The organism is Pseudoduganella rivuli (assembly GCF_009674485.1).
Classification (GTDB): domain Bacteria; phylum Pseudomonadota; class Gammaproteobacteria; order Burkholderiales; family Burkholderiaceae_D; genus Rugamonas; species Rugamonas rivuli_B.
In genome coordinates, this window is record NZ_WKJJ01000016.1 from 51,493 (window position 1) to 71,884 (window position 20,392).

Sequence of the window (20,392 nt, forward strand, 5' to 3'; positions counted from 1 at the left end):
CTTATACGGCCGCTTGCATCGTGGCGGCGGCATGGATCGCGCGGCGGATGCGTTCATAGGTGCCGCAGCGGCAGATATTGCCCGACATGGCGTTCAGGATGTCGTCATCGGTGGGACGCGGCGTGCGCTTGAGCAGCGCGGCGGCCGACATCAGCTGGCCCGACTGGCAATAGCCGCATTGCGGCACGTCCTCGGCCACCCACGCCTGCTGCAGCGGGTGGTCGCCCTGCGCCGACAAGCCTTCGATGGTTGTGACCTGGCGCCCTTTGCAGGCCGATACCGGCGTGCTGCACGAGCGCACCGGTTCCCCGTCCAGGTGCACGGTGCAGGCGCCGCACAGCGCCGCGCCGCAGCCGAATTTCGTGCCCGTCAGTTCCAGCTGTTCGCGCAGCACCCACAGCAGCGGTGTGTCCGGCGTGGCGGCCACCGTGTGCGGCTGGCCGTTGACATTGAGTTCCATCGTCTCCTCCTTATTATTTGATGACTGTGGAATCCAGTATCGTTAGCGGCGAATCATTTGTACAATATATTCTTGAGCATTGATTGATATTCAGAGAATATGGATTTACGCCTGCTGCGCTACTTTTCCGTGCTGGCCGACGAGCTGCATTTCGGCCGCGCCGCCACCCGGCTGCACATGTCGCAACCGCCGCTGAGCCAGCAAATCCGCCTGCTGGAAGCGGAACTGGGCACGCCGCTGTTCCTGCGCACGCAGCGCCGCGTGGAACTGACGGCGGCCGGCCAGGCGCTGAAGGCGCAGGCCGCGCTGGTGTTCCAGCAAATGGAGCGCGCCATCGACCTGACGCGGCAGGCGGGCCGCGGACACTGGGGCACGCTGGAGATCGGCATGATCAGTTCGCTGATGGTCGGCATCCTGCCGCAGGCGCTGCGCACCTTCCAGGACCGCTATCCGGACGTCAAGTGGACCTTGCACGAAATGCAGCCGGCCGCGCAGCAGGCGGCGCTGAAGGAACGGCGGCTGGACCTGTGTTTTTACCGCATGGGCCAGACCGACGCGGAACTGGTCAGCGAACCGCTGTCGACCGAAGCGGTGGCAGTGGTGCTGCCGCAAGGCCACCGGCTGGCGCGCCGGTCGCGTATCGCGCTGCGCGACCTGGCGGGCGAACGCTTTATCTCGTTCAAGCTGGACCAGTCGCAGTTCGCCCATTACCTGTACCAGAGCTGCATCGAGGCGGGCTTCACGCCGACCATTTACCAGCAGGTGGTGGAAGTGCAGACGTTGCTCAGTCTCGTGCGCGCGGGCCTGGGCATCGGCCTGCTGCCGGAATCGACGGGCCAGTTCGGCCACGCAGGCGTGGTGTACCGCCCGCTGGCGCAGGGCGCACCGTCCACCACGCTGTACGCCACCTATCGCAAGGACGATGCGTCGCCGGTGTTGCAGGTGTTTCTCGGCATCATGCGGGAATTGCTGGAGGCGCCGGCGCCTGCGTCATGAATACAACGGTGGCCGGGCTGGAATGCAGTTTGGCTCGCGAAGTCTGTCGATACTTGCAGAAAATACATTGTTTCCTGCTTAAATAAGGCATCGACATTCACCGCAACCGCACCATGAAAAAACTCGCCCTTCCCTTCGCCGTGTCCCTGGCCGTGGCAGCCGCCTTTGCCGCCGCCCCTTCTTTCGCCATCGAGCCGCTGCCGCTGGAAACCATGGAAACGCCCCATGAATACCGCGTCGAAGTGCTGCAGGTGACGGATATCGAACCGTACCAGGAAGCGTACAACGGCTTCCTGGAAACGCTGAAAGAGCAAGGTATCGCGGCCGGCAAGAACCTCAAGGTCAACCGCGTCAAGGTGGACTTCGACATCGAGCGGGGCGGCTTCTGGAACCGCGTCGGCGCGCTGATGAAGGTGCGGCAGGAAGCCGTGCGCATGGCGGCCGTCAAGCCCGACCTGGTGCTGACCATCGGCACGCCCGCCACCAAGTATGCGCGGGGCATCCTGGAAGACGCCAAGGTCCCCGTGGTCTTCACGGCCGTGGCCCACCCGCAGGACGCCGGCTGCGTGTCGCTGGTGGACGGCGGTCCCGGTGTGACGGGATCGACCTTGTACACCAGCATGCAGGATTCGCTGAAGATGGTGCAAAAGATCTTCCCCAACGCCAGCAAGATCGGCATGATCCACACCGACGATGAAAACGGCGTGGCCAACGTGGCGGCCGCCGCCGTCGGCGCCAAACCGCTGGGCATGGCCGTGACAGCAAAACAGGTGGCCAAGACCGACAGCATCATCCCGTCGCTGAAGGCGCTGCACGAAGGCGGCAACGGCGTCGACATGTTCGCCGTCCCGCTCGACACGTATTACGGCCTGCACCGCTATGAAGCGGCCATCGACCTGGGCGAATACGGCAAGGAAAACAAGGTGCCGGTGGTGACCCTGGCCATGGTGCGCGTGCCCGGCGCGGCGCTGTACGTGGGCGCGGAATTCGGCAAGGTGGGTGCGCTGGCCGGCCAGCAGGCCGCCAAGATCCTGAAATTCCACACCAAGCCGGATCTGCTGCCGATCCTGCGCCAGGAAAAGCCCACCGTCCTGCTCGACCCGGACCGCATCGCCGCGCTGGACGTCAAGTTGCCGGCCGCCGTGCTGGAGGCGAAGACGGCCACCCGCAACGGTTACTGGCAGGTGGCCTGGGAACAGCTGGCGCCATAAATTGAAGCGCTAAAAAAATAAACGGCTGCGCGGGGAGCGCGCAGCCGTGAAACCGGCCACCGGGGGAGGCAGCCGGAGGAGACACGGTCAGAATTCCACCCAGTCGTCGTTGGCGCCGCTGGCCACCGGGGCTTTCTTCGGCGCCGGCGCTGGCTTGCCGGAACGGCCGGCGATCTGGCGCACAGCGCTGGCCTTGGCGGCGGGTTTTGCGGCAGGCTTGGCTTTGATCGGTGCGCGTGGCGCGGCCAGCTGCTGCGGCGCATTGTCCACCTTGAACACGCTGACCACCTGCTGCAAACCGGCAGCCCGTTCATACAGCGAATCGGCGGCTGCCGACGCTTCTTCCACCAACGCCACGTTTTGCTGGGTCAGGCCATCCATCTGGCTGATGGCGGAGTGAATCTGGTCCAGGCCCGCCGTCTGGTCCTGGCTGGCCTGCGTGATTTCACTCATGATGCTCGCCACGCGGCCAATGCTGGTGACGATTTCTTCCATCGTCGCGCCAGCCTGGTCAACCAGCTTGGCGCCGGAATCGACCTTGTCGACGGAATCGTCGATCAGCGCCTTGATTTCCTTGGCCGCCGCGGCGGAACGCTGCGCCAGCGAACGCACTTCGGACGCCACCACGGCAAAGCCCCTGCCCTGTTCACCGGCACGCGCCGCTTCCACGGCGGCATTCAGCGCCAGGATGTTGGTCTGGAATGCGATGCCGTCGATCACGCCGATGATGTCGACAATCTTCTTCGACGAATCGTTGATGGAACCCATGGTGTCGACTACTTGCGACACCACCTGGCCGCCACGGCTGGCCACTTCCGATGCCGACTGCGCCAGCTGGTTGGCCTGGCGCGCGTGTTCGGCGTTCTGCTTGACGGTGCCCGTCAACTCTTCCATCGACGACGCGGTTTCCTCCAGTGAAGCCGCCTGCTGCGCGGTGCGGTTCGACAAATCCATGTTGCCGGCCGCGATCTGGCCGGATGCGCTGGAAATCACGTCGGTGCTGCCGCGCACTTCACCCACGATGTCGGCCAGGTTGGCTTTCATCTTGTCCAGCGCCCGCAGCAGCGAACCGATTTCATTGTCGCTGACCACTTCCGATTTGCCCGTCAGGTCGCCTTCCGCCACACGGTGCGCCACGTCCATCGCCTGCTTCAGCGGTGCGGAAATCGCGCCCACGACAGCGGCGCCGGCAAACAGGCCCAGCAAGGCGCCCACGATCACCACGGCAATCATGGTGTTGCGGGTCGACGCCAGGCTCGCTTGCACGGCTTCTTCATTTTCCTTCGCCCGCTTGTCGGAAAACGCGGTGAACGCTTTCAGGGCTTCGTCGCCCACGCGGTAGGTCGGATTGATCTTCTTGATCAATACCATTTCCGCGTCATCCCATTGCTCCGCCTTGATGGCGGCGGCGGCGGCCTTGATGTGTTCCAGGCCCAGGCTCGCGCTCTTCGCATACCACTCCTGCGCCAGCTTGCGCTCTTCTTCGGATTTGATGCCGGCCAGGTAAGCGTCCCAGTTCTTGGCCAGGCGCGCCGACGTGGTGTCGATGATGGTCCAGTGGTTCGTCAGCGGATGGTCATGCAGCTTGGACCAGTCGAAGCCGGGATTATGCTGCAGCGCCTGCAGGATCTGGCTGCGGTTGGTTTCCATGTCGAGCCGGATCGCGGTACGCTCGGTCGTGTTGTGCTGGTCATTGAGCGTCACATCATTGAGCATGGCCACCGATTTATTGGCGCCATAGATACCCATCACGCCCATCACCAGCATCAGCACACTGAGGAATCCCAGTGCGCCGATCACCAGGTTCTTGATCTTGAAATTTGCCAGCATTTCTTACTCCTTGTTTTAGCTGCAAGCCTCGAGGACTTGCAGGGATTTGCCACTGAAGAAGCGGTGGATTGCCCCCCTCAGCTCTTCTACTTCGTCAAACTCGATGTAGGTGACGTCCACCATGTCGCCCAGCTCGCGCAGCAGCGTGGTCTTGATGGGCGCCCCTTTCCACACCAGGAACAGCACCGGCGTACGCCGTCCCTTGAAGATGTGATACGCCAGCTCGAACGCGCTGGACTCGCTCATGCCGACGCGGATATTGATCATGACGTCGGCCTGGTCCAGCAGCGCCAGGCGGTGACGGCGGAAGTTCTTCGGCGTAAACGGCTGGTTATAATTGCGCTCGAACGAGGAGCGGAACGTGTCCGCGCTTTCCGCTTCGGTCCCCGTCAGGTAGCGGAACGGGTACGGAATGCCGTTGGCCGTATCGATCAGGGTCAGGATGTCTGCAATCATGCGCTGCTGCCGCGCATCGGACTCTGTGAACGGCTGGCGGATGAACAGTTTCAACGGTGGCACGCCAACGCTGCGTTCGCGCACGCTGCGGCGCCGTTCCGGCACCTTGAACGCGGCGGCGGCCAGGTCTGCCGGGCTTGGCGCGCGGCGGCCCACCGGCTGCGCGGCTTCCCGCGATTGCGAGGCCAGCGCGTGCAGCGCCTGCACCGAATACAGGCTGGGCGGCTGCTGCGCATATTTCAGCGCTTCGGCGCACGCTTCGGCCGCCGCGATCGTGGTGCAATACACGGCGCCCGACGCCAGCGTCGCGACCCGCAGCGCCCGCGACGATCCGATCGCCGAACGCTTTTCATCGACCGTCACCACCACCAGGGCAATGGCTTTTTCGCGCAGTTGCGCCAGCACGGCGTCATCCTGCTCTTCGCGGATGGCGACGCCGCCCGCCGCCACCACCTGCGCCGTCACATGGCTGGCGATCAGATCAAAACCCGCATCGGCCAGGTCGCGCGCCAGCGCCACCGCACGGGCCTGGTCGCCCTGGCGCACGCGCAGGTAAGCGACGCCACCGCGCGGCAAGCGCACGCCGGCTGCCAGTTGGGCCTTGTAATATGCTTCGCCGAAGGTCGGCGCCACGCCCATCACTTCGCCCGTGGATTTCATTTCCGGACCCAGGATCGTGTCGACGCCGGGGAATTTCCCGAACGGCAGCACGGCTTCCTTGACGCTGTAGAACGGCAGCGTGACTTCGCCGGTGACGCCCTGCTCGGCCAGTGTTTCGCCGGCCATGCAGCGCGCGGCAATTTTCGCCAGCGGCCGGCCGGTCGCCTTGGACACGAACGGCACCGTGCGCGAAGCGCGCGGATTGACTTCCAACACAAATACCTGGTCGCGCGTGCGGCCGTCGATCTTCTGCCGCTGGACCGCGAACTGCACGTTCATCAGGCCCACCACGTTCAGGCCCCGCGCCAGGCGCGCGGTCTGGCGCTTGATTTCCTCCACCGTGTCGCGCGCCAGCGAATAAGGCGGCAACGAACAGGCCGAGTCGCCGGAGTGGATGCCGGCCTGCTCCACGTGTTCCATGACGCCGCCGATCACCACGTCCACGCCATCGGCCACGCAGTCGACATCGATTTCCACCGCGTCGTTCAGGAAGCGGTCCAGCAATACCGGCGAATCGTGCGACACTTGCACCGCTTCGCGCATGTAGCGCTCCAGGTCCGCCCGCTCATGGACGATTTCCATCGCACGTCCGCCCAGCACATAGGATGGGCGCACCACCAGCGGATAGCCGATTTCGGCTGCCAGGCGCACGGCGTCTTCTTCGGTACGGGCCGTGCGGTTGGGCGGCTGGCGCAATTCCAGCTCATGCAGCAGTTTCTGGAAACGTTCACGGTCTTCCGCCGCGTCGATCATGTCGGGCGAGGTGCCGATGATCGGCACGCCGTTCGCTTCCAGGTCCAGCGCCAGCTTCAGCGGCGTCTGGCCGCCATACTGGACGATGACGCCGGCCGGACGTTCCAGCGCGACGATTTCCAGCACGTCTTCCAGTGTCAGCGATTCGAAGTACAGGCGGTCGGACGTGTCGTAATCCGTCGAAACGGTCTCCGGGTTGCAGTTCACCATGATGGTTTCATAGCCATCTTCGCGCATGGCCAGCGCCGCGTGCACGCAGCAGTAATCGAACTCGATGCCCTGGCCGATGCGGTTCGGACCGCCGCCCAGCACCATGATCTTGGTCTTGCTGGTTGGCTGCGCTTCGCATTCGTCGTCATAGGTCGAATACATGTAGGCGGTGCGGGTGGCGAATTCGCCGGCGCAGGTATCGACCCGCTTGTAGACAGGGTGTATGCCCAGCAGGTGGCGGTGCGTGCGCACGGCGGTTTCCGACGTGTTCAGCAGCGTGGCCAGGCGGCGGTCGCCAAAGCCCTGCTGCTTCAGGCGGTACAGCACGGGTTTGTCCAGCCCTTCGAGCGTCTGGGTCTGGATCCACTGCTCCACTTCCACCAGGTCGTGGATTTGCGCCAGGAACCACGGATCGATCTTCGACAGGTCGTGCACTTCGGCCTGCGTCATGCCCTGCGCGAAGGCTTCGCCCACGTACCAGATGCGCTGCGGACCGGGTTGCGCCAGTTCCTGTGCAATCACCGCGGCGCCCGTGTTGGCGCGGCGCAGGCCATCCATGCCGATATCGAGGCCGCGCAGCGCCTTCTGGAACGATTCCTGGAACGTGCGGCCCATGGCCATCACTTCGCCCACGGATTTCATTTGCGTGGTCAGGTGCTGGTCCGCGCCGGGGAATTTCTCGAACGCGAAACGGGGCACCTTGGTCACCACGTAATCGATGGCGGGTTCGAACGATGCCGGCGTGGCGCCGCCCGTGATGTCGTTGCGCAGTTCATCGAGCGTATAGCCGATTGCCAGCTTGGCCGCCACGCGGGCAATCGGGAAGCCGGTCGCCTTCGACGCCAGCGCCGACGAACGCGAGACGCGGGGATTCATTTCAATGACGATCATGCGGCCGTCGACGGGATTCAGTGCGAACTGCACGTTGGAGCCGCCCGTGTCCACGCCGATTTCGCGCAGCACGTCCAGTGACGCGTTGCGCATGATCTGGTATTCCTTATCCGTCAGCGTTTGCGCCGGCGCCACCGTGATGGAGTCGCCCGTATGCACGCCCATCGGGTCGAGGTTTTCAATCGAGCAGACGATGATGCAGTTGTCCTTGCGGTCGCGCACCACTTCCATTTCGAATTCTTTCCAGCCCAGCAGCGATTCCTCGATCAGCAGCTCGGACGTGGGCGACAGTTCCAGCCCCCGCGTGCAAATGGTGAGGAATTCTTCCGCGTCATGGGCGATGCCGCCGCCGCTGCCGCCCATCGTGAACGACGGGCGGATGATGACGGGGAAGCCCAGTTTTTCCTGTTCCACCCACGCTTCGGCCATTGTGTGGGCCACGCCGGAGCGCGCCGAACCGAGGCCGATGCGGGTCATCGCCGCCTTGAACTTGGCGCGGTCCTCGGCCTTGTCGATGGCTTCCGGCGTGGCGCCGATCAGTTCCACGTTGAATTTTTCGAGGATGCCGTGATGGTGCAGGTCCAGCGCGCAATTGAGCGCGGTCTGGCCGCCCATCGTGGGCAGCACGGCTTGCGGACGTTCCTTCTCGATGATGGCCGCCACCACTTGCCACGTAATGGGCTCGATGTAGGTGACGTCCGCCATGTCCGGATCGGTCATGATGGTGGCCGGGTTCGAATTGACCAGCACCACCTTGTATCCTTCCTCGCGCAGCGCCTTGCACGCCTGCGCGCCGGAGTAGTCGAATTCACACGCCTGGCCAATCACGATCGGGCCGGCGCCGATGATCAGGATGCTGTTGATATCGGTGCGCTTAGGCATGCTGGCGTTCTCCCATCAGAGAAATAAATTTGTCGAACAACGGCGCCAGGTCGTGCGGACCGGGCGAAGCTTCCGGGTGGCCCTGGAAGCAGAAAGCGGGTTTGTCGAGGCGCATGAAGCCTTGCAGCGAACCGTCGAACAGCGACACGTGCGTGACCTTGCAGTTGGCCGGCAGGGTCGACGCGTCCACCGCGAAACCATGGTTTTGCGACGTGATCATCACTTCGCCGCTCAGCACATCCTGCACCGGGTGGTTGGCGCCATGGTGGCCGAACTTCATCTTGACGGTACGCGCGCCGCACGCCAGCGCCATGATCTGGTGGCCCAGGCAAATGCCGAACGTCGGAATACCCTCGTCCATCAATTCGCGCGCGGCGTCGATCGCATAAGTGCACGGACCCGGGTCGCCGGGACCGTTGGACAGGAAAATCCCGTCCGGTTGCAGCGCCAGCGCCGCCTGCGCGCCCGCCTCGGCCGGCAACACGGTGACTTTGCAGCCGCGTTCGGCCAGCATGCGCAGGATATTGGCTTTCACGCCGAAGTCATACGCCACCACGTGGAAACGCGGCGTATGCTGGTGACCAAAACCCCGGCCCAGCGTCCATTCCGTGGCGCACCACTCAAACGCTTCCTTGGTCGTGACGGTGCGGGCCAGGTCCATGCCGTTCAGGCCGGGGAAAGCGCGTGCACGCTCCAGCGCGATTTCGGCGGCCTTGACCGCGTCGTCGCCGGTGACGATGGCGCCGTTTTGCGCGCCTTTTTCACGCAGGATACGGGTCAGCTTGCGGGTATCGATACCGGCAATGGCGACGATCTCCTGCTCGCGCAGCCAGTCGGGCAGCGATTGCGTGGCACGGAAATTCGACTGCAGCAGCGGCAAATCCTTGATGACGAGGCCGGCCGCATGGATGCGGGGCGATTCGCCGTCTTCACTATTGATACCGGTATTGCCGATATGGGGATACGTCAGCGTGACAATCTGTCTGCTGTAGCTGGGATCGCTGAGGATTTCCTGGTAGCCCGTCATGGCCGTGTTGAAGACCACTTCGCCGCTGGTCGCACCGGCCGCGCCGATCGATACGCCGTGGAACAAGGTGCCGTCGGCCAAGGCCAATATCGCATGCTGCACGTCTCCAAGAGCGTGCCTGAGTGGGTGTTTCATTGTCTCCCTCCAGAGTGAAAAACTGTCTACTGGCCGTTTCTTGGAATTAATTGCTCTGGCGCTACACGCACAATACTTAAAAAAGTTCGTTCAAATCTCACGAATAGTCACAATGGCGCGAATCGTCTTGTAAGGGTTTTACGAATGAGGCAGCGGCACAACGCGACATGTAGAAAGCGGCAAGGTCCGTGATGACACTAGCAATGCAAGAGTGACCACAGGCTTGCCTCAGTGTCATGAGCATACGGATGAGTATTTCGACAAGTTTGTCGATTCATTATCGGCACACGGATTGACAAGGGCAAGCTGAAGGTGACGGCCTCCCTTCTTCCCTTATAATGCGGAACCCGATCAGCCTTATACGAGTAACAAAACCATGACCTTGCTGGCCATCATCGTTGCCGCCGACCTGGAGCGCGGCATCGGCATCCACAACACCCTGCCATGGAAGCTGCCGGAAGACCTTGCGCATTTCAAGCGGCTGACGACCGGCCATGCCATCATCATGGGCCGCAAGACCTACGAATCGATCGGCCGCCCGCTGCCGAACCGCCGCAACATCGTCATCACGCGCAATGCCAGCTGGCGCGCGGACGGCGTGGAAACCGTGCACTCCCTGGCCGAGGCCCGCGAGCTGGTGGCCGGCGATGCGCAGGCCTATATCATTGGCGGCGCACAGGTCTATGAACAGGCGCTGGCGCTGGCCGATGAAGTGATCATCACGGAAATCCAGGCCACCTACGAATGCGATGCGCATTTCCCCGCCCTGGGACCGGAATGGCGCGAAACCGCGCGCGAACCGCACGTGGCGGCAAGCGGCCTGCCTTACGCGTTCGTCACGTACCGCAAATTCTGATTTCTACTTCAACTCCACCTACGTTACGAGGTATCACCATGTCCGGACACGGTTTTCACGTCCACGGCCCGCACGATCACGCGGTCGAACACGCAGGCCACAGCAATGACAAATTCGCCGGCAACATCGCCGTCACCACGGCCATCCTGGCCACGGTCGGCGCGCTGTTCGGCTACCAGGGCGGCGCCACGCAAAACGAAGCCGCCATGTACAAGAACAACGCGGCCATCGACAAGACCCAGGCCGCCAACAGCTGGAGCTATTACCAGTCGAAATCGTCCAAGCAGAACCTGGCGGAACTGGCCATGATCCTGCCGGGCGTCGATCCTGAAAAGTACAAGGCCGAAGTGGCCCGCTACAAGACGGAAAAGGAAGACATCAAGAAAGACGCGGAAAAATGGGAAGCGTCGTCGGCCGAGTGGAACAAGAAATCCGACGCCATGATGCACACGCACCACCAGTGGGCGCTGGCCACCACCGCCGTGCAGATCGCGATTTCGCTGGCGGCGATTACCCTGCTGACGCACCGTAAATGGCTGCTGTACACGTCGTACGGCGTGGCGGCGGCCGGTGTCGTGCTGGGCATTTGTGCCGCGGCGCACGTCGATCCGCTGGCCTTCCTGGGCGGCGGCGCGCACCATTAAATCCTGCTGTCACGGCGATTTCATCTGGATCGTCTAAGATGGAAGCACATTAGACAGAAAATTCGGCAACTTTTTTCACAAAAGCATCGGATTTTCTGCGAGAATCGCGATCTTATTTTTTGCGTTGCCTGCCAAGGCGACGCCCAGCCCGCTCCGGAGTTCAACGATCCCGGGGCGGTTGTTCTTTTTGGAGAAGACATCCATGAAATTTCGTTTCCCTATCGTCATCATCGATGAAGATTTCCGTTCCGAGAACACGTCCGGACTGGGTATCCGCGCCCTGGCCGCTGCGATGGAGAAAGAAGGCATGGAAGTGCTGGGCGTCACCAGCTACGGCGACCTGTCCCAGTTCGCCCAGCAGCAGTCGCGCGCCTCGGCCTTCGTGCTGTCCATCGACGACGAGGAATTCGGCGGCGGTTCCAAGGAAGAAACCGATGACGCACTGAAGTCGCTGCGCGCATTCGTCGAAGAAATCCGCTACAAGAATGCGGACATCCCGATTTACCTGTATGGCGAGACGCGCACGTCGCGCCACATCCCGAATGACATTCTGCGCGAATTGCACGGTTTCATTCACATGTTCGAAGACACGCCGGAATTCGTGGCGCGCCACATCATCCGCGAAGCCAAGTCTTACCTGGATTCGCTGGCGCCGCCGTTCTTCCGCGCGCTGGTGCACTATGCCAACGACGGTTCGTATTCGTGGCACTGCCCGGGTCACTCGGGCGGCGTGGCGTTCCTGAAGTCGCCGATCGGCCAGATGTTCCACCAGTTCTTCGGTGAAAACATGCTGCGCGCCGACGTCTGCAACGCCGTGGAAGAGCTGGGCCAGCTGCTGGACCACACCGGTCCCGTCGCCGCGTCGGAACGCAACGCGGCCCGCATCTACAACGCCGACCACTGCTACTTCGTGACGAACGGCACGTCGACGTCGAACAAGATGGTATGGCACTCGACGGTTGCCCCGGGCGACATCGTGGTGGTGGACCGCAACTGCCACAAATCCATCCTGCACTCGATCATCATGTGCGGCGCGATCCCCGTGTTCCTGATGCCGACGCGTAACCACCTGGGCATCATCGGTCCGATTCCGCTGGAAGAGTTCACGATGGAATCGATCAAGCGCAAGATCGAAAACAACCCGTTCGCGCGCGACGCCGCCAACAAGAAGCCGCGCATCCTCACCATCACGCAATCGACCTACGACGGCGTGGTGTACAACGTGGAAACCCTGCGCGAAATGCTGGACGGCGAAATCGACACGCTGCACTTCGACGAAGCGTGGCTGCCGCACGCGACGTTCCACGATTTCTACAAGAACATGCACGCGATCGGAAAGGACCGCCCGCGCGCCAAGGAATCGCTGATCTTCTCGACCCAGTCGACCCACAAGCTGCTGGCGGGCCTGTCGCAGGCATCGCAGGTGCTGGTGCGCGATTCGGAATCCGTGCAACTGGACAAGGACGCCTTCAATGAAGCGTACCTGATGCACACGTCGACTTCGCCGCAGTATTCCATCATCGCGTCGTGCGACGTGGCGGCCGCCATGATGGAAGCGCCGGGCGGCACCGCGCTGGTGGAAGAATCCATTCTGGAAGCGCTGGACTTCCGCCGCGCGATGAAAAAGATCGACGAGGAATGGGGCAAGGACTGGTGGTTCAAGGTCTGGGGCCCGGACACCTTCGCGGAAGAAGGCATCGGTTCGCAGGAAGACTGGATTTTCACGGCGGACAGCAAGGAATGGCACGGCTTCGGCGACCTGGCGCCGGGCTTCAACATGCTGGACCCGATCAAGGCCACCATCGTCAACCCGGGCCTGTCGCTGGACGGCCAGTTCGGCGAGACCGGCATTCCCGCGTCGATCGTCACCAAGTACCTGGCGGAACACGGCGTCATCGTCGAGAAATGCGGCCTGTATTCGTTCTTCATCATGTTCACCATCGGCATCACCAAGGGCCGCTGGAACACGCTGCTGACCGCGCTGCAACAGTTCAAGGACGATTACGACAAGAACATGCCGATGTGGCGCATCCTGCCGGAATTCGCGGCCGCCAACCCACGCTACGAATCGATGGGCTTGCGCGACCTGTGCCAGCAAATCCACGATTTCTACAAGGCATATGACGTGGCGCGCCTGACCACGGAAATGTACCTGTCGGACATGATTCCTGCGATGAAACCGTCGGAAGCGTTCGCCAAAATGGCGCACCGCGAAATCGAACGCGTGGCCATCGATGAACTGGAAGGCCGCATCACGTCGATCCTGCTGACGCCATATCCTCCGGGCATCCCGCTGCTGATCCCGGGCGAACGCTTCAACAAGACCATCGTCGATTACCTGCGCTTCGCACGCGACTTCAACGAACGCTTCCCGGGCTTCGAGACCGACGTGCACGGCCTGGTCAAGCGCGAAGTCAACGGCAAACGCGATTACTTCGTCGATTGCGTCAAACAGTAAGCGCTACACCAGCGTGACACAGGGCCGGCTGAACGCCGGCCTTTTTATTGAGCAACGATCTACTCGACATTTCGGGGCCTGGCCCCAAAAGCACTATCGTTCGTACGAGGCTTATAGCGGGCGGCTTTGCGGCAGAGTTGTTTTTCTGGCATGGCGATGGCCACGCGGCAATGGGCAGCGTAGAATCGTAGTGTTTCGTCAATCTTTCCCCCCAATACAGGAGCCAACATGCTTGCGTCTCCTCAATTGCCCCGCCTCCCCGCTGCCTAACTTGACAGTATGGATGGCGCAGACACGCTGATCGCGTCCCTGCATCCGGTCGCTCCGCTGCCGGATGGTGCTGCCGACGCGCTGGTAGCCGGGCTGGGCCTGGCTGGGGTCAGTGTGCAGCCGGCGCATGGCAAGCCCGCCGGGCTGGCGGTCTTGCTGTTCAGCCAGTGGGATGAGCAGGCCGCCGCTGCGCTGGCCGCGCTGGTGACGGATCAGTGCGGCAACCAGTCGGTGCTGGCCGTCTGTTGCGGCGCGCTGCCCGCCAATACCGGCTGGTCGCTACTGGCGGCAGGCGCCGCGGATGTGCTGCTGTGGCCCACGGCCCCCGCCGGCGCCGACAGCATCGCCACCCAGGCCGCCGCGCGCCTGCACCGGTGGCGCGCCGTCGAGCAATTGATGCAATCGGACGCCGTGCGTTCGTGCCTCGTGGGCGACAGCCCCGCCTGGCGCGCATTGGTGCGCAGCGTGGTGGAGGTGGCGGCCTGGACCCAGTCGCCCGTGCTGATCACCGGTGAAACCGGCACCGGCAAGGAACAGATCGCCAAACTGATCCATCACCTCCATCAACACCCCGGTGGCGGCCTGCATGGCGACGCGCCGCTGGTGCTGCTCGATTGCAGCACGCTGTCACCGGAACTGGCGGGCAGCGAATTCTTTGGCCATGAAAAAGGCGCGTTCACCGGTGCGATGAACGCGCGTGACGGCGCCTTTGCCCAGGCCGACGGCGGCATCCTGTTCCTCGATGAAGTGGGCGAATTGCCATTGCCGCTGCAAGCGCAATTGCTGCGCGTGATCCAGGAACAGCAATACAAACGGCTGGGCGGCAATCACTGGCAACCGACGCGTTTCCGCCTGGTGTGCGCCACCAACCGCGACCTGGACGCCTGCGTCGCGGCCGGCACGTTCCGCGCCGACCTGTACTACCGCATCGCGGGCTGGCGCTGCCGCCCGCCGCCGCTACGCGAACGCACGGGCGACATCCTGCCGCTGGTATCGCACTTCCTGCGCCAGCTCGATCCCGACCACGCGCACGAACTGGACCCCGCCGTGCGCGAATATTTGCTGACACGCAGCTATCCCGGCAATGTGCGGGACTTGCGGCAAACCGTGGCCCGCATCTGGCACCGCCATTGCGGCCTGGGCCCGCTGACCATTGGCGACGTGCCGCCGGACGAGCGGCTACAGGCAGGCGCGGCGTGGCCCGACCAGCATTTCACGGACGCGGTGCGCCACGCGCTCGACCTCGGCGTCTCGCTGCCGGCCATCAGCCAGGCCGCCGCCGACACCGCCATGAAGCTGGCGCTGGCGGCCGAACAGGGCAACAACCAGCGCGCCGCCGCGCTGCTGGGCATCAGCGACCGCGCGCTGCAAATGCGGCGCAAGGGCAAGCCGGATGGCCCCGCCTATCACTGAGGGTCGGTCATCAAGCGGGCGATATCAGGCGCAGGAAATTTTCGCCGGTGATCAGCGCTTCATCGGCGGCCGGCAATCCCAGCAGCCTGACTTTTTCCAATTCCAGCCCCGGATGCAGCCACGGCCCGTCGCTGCCGAACAGCAGCTTGTGGGGTCCGGCGCGCCGCACCGCCTGTTCCAGCAAGTCGAAGCGGCGCACGCCGGAAGTGTCGGCATAAATATTCGGGTGCCGCACGAGGTGGTCGATCAGCGCCAGTTGCGCGGCCCAGTCGTCGGCAAAGCTGCCCAGGTGCGGCAAGATGAAATTCACATCCGGATACTGCGTGGCCAGCAATTCCGCCACGGCGGTTTCGCCGGCCGGGTCATACAGCACCGGCAAACGGTAGCGCCGCGCCGCGTCGCACACTTCTCCGCTGATGCGGGCGTCGTGTTTGTGCACCTTGATGCCGATGAATCCATACTGTTCGACCGCCGTGCGCACCATGGCGCCGATGCGGCCGCGATCGCGCCGCGCATGGACGAACGCATAGCCATAAAAGCGCCCGGGACTGGCCGCCACCATGCGCGCCACGGCGCCGTTGGCCAGCGCATAATCGCTATGGAATGCGGGCAGCAGCGCCGTGCGGGCGATACCGGCCCGGCTGGCGCGGCGCAGGTAGCGCGCCAGCGTGGCGTCGCTGTCCCACGGGCCGGACAAGCCGTCGCCGGGACCGGCATGGCAGTGGCAATCGATGATCATCGCAGCGCACGCCAACGCTATGGCAGCTCGAGCAGCGGGAACCGTTCGGCGCGCCGTTTGCGCCACGGGCCGCAATACGCTTCGCCGTCGCCGCCGGCGGCGCAGCGCTCGGCCCGCGTCTGGAAATGCGGCGCATGCGCACGCACCGCCTGCAGCAAGGCGCCACGCACGGCTTGCGGACTGCCGTCGCTGTCTCCCGCCAGCCTGGCTGCGGTACCGGCGATCCGCACCACGCGGCGCGCGGTTTCGAATTCGCGGTCTTCCTGCGCCAGTTCGCCCATTTCATTCATTTCCACTTCCAGCGCCTTGCTGATCGCGCCGCCCAACGCGGAGCCGAGCGCCGTGCCGACGCCGGGGATGGGAATGAACGAGCCCAGCGCGCCACCCACCATCGGCAACGCCGCCTTGGCAATCCCCTTCAATGCGCCACCCAGCGGCTTGGCGACTTTCTTGATGCCTTGCCACGCCTTCTTGAACACGTTACCCAGGAATTGCTCCAGTTCCGCCTCGCTGCTGACGGACAGCAATTCCATCGCCAGTTCCGTTTCCTCCTGCTCGCTGAACGGCGACTCGAACTCGCCGGGAAAGCCTTCGCTGGAAAACTCCATTACTTCAAAGCCGCCCGCAGCCGTATTCCGGCAGGAAGCACATTGGCAATTTTTACTGTACATGGCACACCTCCGTTACCATTCCCCCGCGTCGCTGCGGTAATCCATATCGTCGCTATCATCGTCCGCCGCGGCATCCGGTTCGTCGCCTGGCGGAGCATCGGCCACCGCCAGCCAGTCTGGTTCATAGACCGCGACGCCGGCCGGCCAGACGCCGCCCCACGGCCCCGGCCAGCCCACCGGACGCCGGCGGGGATAGCGGCCCACCGGCATGCCCTTGCCCTTGCCCCAGCTCTTTCCTGCAGGCGGTTTGGCCCCTGGCGCCTGCCCTTTTCCCGCACCCGCAGCACGCCCCCCTTTCGCCATCGCGCCCAGTCCGGCCTTGCCCGCGCTCCCTGGCGCGGCACGCGCCGGGCGCCCGCCCCTGCCGCCGCGCGCCATCCGCATCGCGCGCTCGCCCTGTTCGCTTTCACCGGACCACCCTTCCGCTTCCAGCCATTCAGCCGAAAACGGCAATATCTCGAAACCGGTATGCATGGTCGCCTCCTCCTCGTGTTTTCCCCGATACCATCCGGGACGCCAGCGCCGCCGCCACCCGCGCCACCTCCAGTTCGCCATGGTCGGCCCGCAACAGCAATCCCAGCGCCAATCCGTTTTTCGTGCGCAGCAGGATGCCTTGCACCCGTTCGGCCAGCGCCAGCGCATCCTGTTCCTCCATGCCCGGCAGCGGCACCAGTTGCACGGGAAAGGCGCCGCCATGGCAAGCCAGTCCCGCCGCTGCAACAGCACTACGCAACTGCCGTATACGCGCCAGCAACCTGCGCCGCAAGCGGGGCCCGTCGCGCGCATTGACGTGCAACGCATGGCGGGCGGCGGCAATCACCGCGACCGATGGCGGGCTGGCGTGCACGCGGCTTTCACTATGCCGCTCGAACGCCGCAATCAGCCACGCCGGTCCCGCCAGCACCGCCAGCGGTGCGCCGAAGCCTTTGGCCAGCGACGCCCCCGTCAATACCGGCATCTGCTGCAACCGGTGCAGCCGCACGGAACCGCCGCCTTCGCGCCCCAACACGCCCAGGGCCTGCGTATCGTCCAGCACCAGCCAGCCGCCCAGCGGCGCCACGATGCCTGCGTAAGCCCGCAGCGGCGGCGTCCCCGCGTCGCCCGGCGTATAACCGTCGGCCAGCACCACGGGCGTCCATCCGCCGCCATGAGCCCGTTGCGCCAGGCCGGCCAGTTGCACCACATCGCCATGGCGGAATTTCCGGACCGGCACCCCCTGCAGCGCCGCCCATTCCACACCCCAGCGTGCAATCGGATACGCCGCCGCATCCACCAGCAGCGACGGCCGCGCCACCATGGCTCCGCGCGCCAGCATGCCGAACACATCGCGGAACAGGTGTAACGTGGACGGCAGCAGGGTCGCCGCTTCGCAGCCTTGCAGTTGCGCCAGTTGCCGCGCCAGCGCCACGGCGCCGGGCGGGTCCTGCAACGCGGCCGGCTTGCCCAGCGTGAGCGCCGTCCACGCGACCAGTTCCGGCGCGCTGTGGCGCATGCCCAGGTACAGCGCGCTGCGAAAGTCCGCCCCGCTCATACATCCTCAGACACGCTCATGCGCGCTGGTGCTGTTGCGTCAGCCGTTGCCGCAACAACACGGACGGCAAGGTGGAATCCGCGGCGGGATCGGCGCCGTCCACCGACAAATCGACCCCGGTGGCCGCCCGGTACGCATGGATGTAGCCTTGCGCCTGCGGCCGCCAGAAGCGGGCCCAGTTGAACGCTTGCGTGGATTCATAGACGTCGCTCCAGTTGCCATAGCGGATCGACAGCAGCAACTGTTCGCCGAACAGCGCCAGCGAACGGAAATGCACGACACTGGTATCGGTCCAGTTCTGCAGCTTTTTCATTGCATCGACCCTGTCCATCCACGGTTCCGGATACGCGACCATGACGCGGGTCGGCAGGAATTCGCGGAATTCGGGGCGTGCCAGCAGCCATTGCTGCATCAGCATTTCGATGCGCGCCGTGCTGGGCAGGTCGCCGAACTGGTTGTGCGCGCCCTGCGACAGGATTAAATGGATTTCCTTCAGCGCATTGAGCACGGGGAAGGCGTCGGCCTTGACGGTGGTGTCGTCATCCTGCCGGTAAAACGCCGTCAGCAGGCGCAGCAGATGGTGGAACGCTTCCAGGAATTTCGAGCGGCTGTCGGCCGGACGGAACTGGCGCACGGCCTTGCCATCGAGGCGGATGCCGTAATGGTGGTCGTACTCGTAATTGCGGCGCACCACGGACAGCCGGTGCTGTTCATCCTGCGTATAGCCCCACAGCAGGTTGTTCAGCGGCCGCAGCATGTCGATTTCCGTGTTGGCCAGCGGGTCCGGTCCGATCCCGGGCGCCCGCAGGTTCTGGAAGCGCTGTGTGATGGCATTCATGGTTTGCACCAGCATGCCCTCCTCCTGCCAGTACGACCAGATCAGTTCCAGCAGGCAGGGATTCGACAGGCGCTCCTGGATGATGCCGAAGCACAGGTCCGCATCCGCTTCCTTTGGCCCCAGGTGAATGGGAATGTCCGGCAACTTGCGGCGGATCACCGCCAGGTACGGCAAGGTCAACGTGGAGCCATCGACCACTTCCAGGTAATCGCCGGCCAGCACTTGCGCCAGGTCGCCGCCATTGGGAATGTCGCGGCGGTCGAGGTAGGCGGCATCTTCGGCGGGATTGAAGGCCAGCGGCAGGCTCAATATGCCGCAATTGACCATCACGAACGCTTCCGTGGCCGCCTTCAGCACGCGGTACGAATCGGCATCGTTGAACGGCAGCAGGCGCCGCCCCTTCAGGTTGTTGAACATGGCGCCCTTGGCGACGAAGCGCTGGCGCTCGAACTCGGACAAGCCGCCCACCGGCGCATCGCAAAACAGCTGGTCGATAAACTTCAGGTAATTGTTGAAGCCCAGCGCTTCCGTGCTGTTGCGGATCAGGGTCCACAGCGGCAAGTCTTCCGTCGGCTCCGTTTCGGACCGCGACAGCGATACCCCCAGGTTGCCGGAAATCGGGGTCGGCGTGCGCTGGTCCACTTCGATATCGGCGGCCACTTTCAATCCCGCCATGCTGCCGGGCGACAGCACGCCCGCCAGTTCCTCCGCCGTCAGCGATGCGCCCGCGCCGTTGCGCGCCATCGGCATGCCGGCCGCCGACTGGCCATGGTCGTGCCCGGGCAGGTGCCCGGGACCGACAATGATCGCGGCAGGCTTGCCGCGCCGTGCGAACAGCACCTGGGCCTCGAAGCGGTGGATGCCGCTGTGGCGCAGGCTGGACACAAACGTGTGGCGGTCGTCGCTGCGCTGCAGCCACGGCGAGCGCGCGACGATCTTGACCTGCGATTCGTCGAGCGGGCCGTCGCCATCGACATGCACTTCCGCAAAGGCCTTGTCGCCGACGAAGGCGCAATGCTCGCCCACCGGCTGGCAATTGTTTTCATACGACAGCGTTACCGTGGGATTGAAGGCGAAATCGAAGCAAATGTTTTCCGTGCAGCCGTGCATGACTGCCGCGCACTGGTAATACAGCGCATCCATGCGCATTGGCACGATGTTGTCATAGGCGGCGATATACGCGCCCGGTTCGCGCTGGTCGAACAGCACCGCGCCATCCTGCCCCGTGAAGCCGGTGGCGACCAGTTGCGCATCGTCCGGCACCCACTTCTTGACTTCATCGACGTCGCACGCATGCATGCGCTCGCCCTGCCTGTTACGCGCTTCGTACAGCTTGATGGCGGCGTTGACGACGGGCGCGCCCGTTTGCGTGTCGTGCACCGTCACCTGGATCGCCCCGCGCATATTCTTTGCCGTGGCGGCCGCGTTCTTGATGTTAGCCATGTCACTCTCCTTGGTCGA

General features: G+C 63.9%; 16 protein-coding genes. 6 read left to right on the plus strand and 10 right to left on the minus strand.

What is annotated here, in order from left to right; genetic code table 11:
- Nucleotide 1 precedes the first annotated feature (1 nt).
- Nucleotides 2-460 (minus strand): (2Fe-2S)-binding protein, encoded by a 459-nt coding sequence (locus GJ700_RS23605; protein WP_154378537.1) that lies wholly within the window; start codon nucleotides 458-460, stop codon nucleotides 2-4.
- Between the two features lie 99 nt (nucleotides 461-559).
- Here GJ700_RS23605 and GJ700_RS23610 point away from each other — a divergent pair, with 99 nt between their 5' ends.
- Entirely contained in the window at nucleotides 560-1,456 is an 897-nt protein-coding gene (locus GJ700_RS23610) for a LysR family transcriptional regulator (RefSeq protein WP_154378539.1), read from the plus strand.
- 113 nt (nucleotides 1,457-1,569) lie between these two features.
- The gene (locus tag GJ700_RS23615) at nucleotides 1,570-2,667 is read left to right on the plus strand and encodes an ABC transporter substrate-binding protein (RefSeq protein ID WP_154378541.1); all 1,098 of its coding nucleotides are present in this window, start codon (nucleotides 1,570-1,572) and stop codon (nucleotides 2,665-2,667) included.
- Nucleotides 2,668-2,754: 87 nt separating this feature from the next.
- On the opposite strand, the gene GJ700_RS36145 is transcribed toward GJ700_RS23615, so the two are convergent.
- The 3 genes from GJ700_RS36145 to carA are packed head-to-tail and all read right to left on the minus strand — an operon-like array spanning nucleotide 2,755 to nucleotide 9,511.
- Entirely contained in the window at nucleotides 2,755-4,497 is a 1,743-nt protein-coding gene (locus GJ700_RS36145) for a methyl-accepting chemotaxis protein (RefSeq protein WP_154378543.1), read from the minus strand.
- Between the two features lie 15 nt (nucleotides 4,498-4,512).
- On the minus strand, nucleotides 4,513-8,349 hold the full coding sequence (carB, locus tag GJ700_RS23625; RefSeq protein WP_154378545.1) for a carbamoyl-phosphate synthase large subunit: 3,837 nt from the start codon (nucleotides 8,347-8,349) through the stop codon (nucleotides 4,513-4,515).
- Nucleotides 8,342-9,511, minus strand: coding sequence for a glutamine-hydrolyzing carbamoyl-phosphate synthase small subunit (carA, locus tag GJ700_RS23630; RefSeq protein WP_154378547.1), 1,170 nt, complete (start codon nucleotides 9,509-9,511; stop codon nucleotides 8,342-8,344). Before carA ends, carB begins: the two co-directional genes overlap by 8 nt.
- Nucleotides 9,512-9,887: 376 nt before the next feature.
- Here carA and GJ700_RS23635 point away from each other — a divergent pair, with 376 nt between their 5' ends.
- Entirely contained in the window at nucleotides 9,888-10,367 is a 480-nt protein-coding gene (locus GJ700_RS23635) for a dihydrofolate reductase (RefSeq protein WP_154378549.1), read from the plus strand.
- A gap of 38 nt (nucleotides 10,368-10,405) precedes the next feature.
- Nucleotides 10,406-11,011: a DUF4337 domain-containing protein gene (locus tag GJ700_RS23640; protein WP_154378551.1), complete on the plus strand. Its 606-nt coding sequence runs from the start codon at nucleotides 10,406-10,408 to the stop codon at nucleotides 11,009-11,011.
- Nucleotides 11,012-11,086: 75 nt separating this feature from the next.
- Here the strand turns inward: GJ700_RS23640 and GJ700_RS35910 are convergent, their stop codons facing one another.
- The gene (locus tag GJ700_RS35910) at nucleotides 11,087-11,215 is read right to left on the minus strand and encodes a hypothetical protein (RefSeq protein WP_260117384.1); all 129 of its coding nucleotides are present in this window, start codon (nucleotides 11,213-11,215) and stop codon (nucleotides 11,087-11,089) included.
- Here GJ700_RS35910 and GJ700_RS23645 point away from each other — a divergent pair.
- Together GJ700_RS23645 and GJ700_RS23650 are read left to right on the plus strand one after the other, a co-directional pair.
- A complete protein-coding gene (locus GJ700_RS23645; RefSeq protein ID WP_154378553.1) occupies nucleotides 11,214-13,469 on the plus strand; it encodes an arginine/lysine/ornithine decarboxylase in 2,256 nt (751 codons plus the stop codon). The genes GJ700_RS35910 and GJ700_RS23645 overlap by 2 nt on opposite strands.
- A gap of 279 nt (nucleotides 13,470-13,748) precedes the next feature.
- A complete protein-coding gene (locus tag GJ700_RS23650) occupies nucleotides 13,749-15,152 on the plus strand; it encodes a sigma-54-dependent transcriptional regulator (RefSeq protein ID WP_154378555.1) in 1,404 nt (467 codons plus the stop codon).
- A gap of 10 nt (nucleotides 15,153-15,162) precedes the next feature.
- Here GJ700_RS23650 and GJ700_RS23655 read toward each other — a convergent pair whose 3' ends face one another.
- From GJ700_RS23655 to GJ700_RS23675, 5 genes are all read right to left on the minus strand, one after another.
- Complete coding sequence (locus GJ700_RS23655; protein ID WP_154378557.1) at nucleotides 15,163-15,891, minus strand: amidohydrolase family protein; 729 nt, start codon at nucleotides 15,889-15,891, stop codon at nucleotides 15,163-15,165.
- 17 nt (nucleotides 15,892-15,908) lie between these two features.
- The gene (locus GJ700_RS23660; RefSeq protein ID WP_154378559.1) at nucleotides 15,909-16,499 is read right to left on the minus strand and encodes a hypothetical protein; all 591 of its coding nucleotides are present in this window, start codon (nucleotides 16,497-16,499) and stop codon (nucleotides 15,909-15,911) included.
- A 75-nt stretch (nucleotides 16,500-16,574) separates the two neighbouring features.
- Nucleotides 16,575-17,036 (minus strand): hypothetical protein, encoded by a 462-nt coding sequence (locus GJ700_RS23665; RefSeq protein ID WP_154378561.1) that lies wholly within the window; start codon nucleotides 17,034-17,036, stop codon nucleotides 16,575-16,577.
- Nucleotides 16,999-18,093 carry an aminotransferase class I/II-fold pyridoxal phosphate-dependent enzyme gene (locus tag GJ700_RS23670; RefSeq protein WP_154378563.1) on the minus strand — a complete coding sequence of 365 codons (1,095 nt, stop codon included), beginning with the start codon at nucleotides 18,091-18,093 and terminating at the stop codon, nucleotides 16,999-17,001. The genes GJ700_RS23665 and GJ700_RS23670 overlap by 38 nt, the downstream gene beginning before the upstream one ends.
- Before the next feature lie 16 nt (nucleotides 18,094-18,109).
- A complete protein-coding gene (locus tag GJ700_RS23675) occupies nucleotides 18,110-20,374 on the minus strand; it encodes a hypothetical protein (protein ID WP_154378565.1) in 2,265 nt (754 codons plus the stop codon).
- Nucleotides 20,375-20,392: the final 18 nt, after the last annotated feature.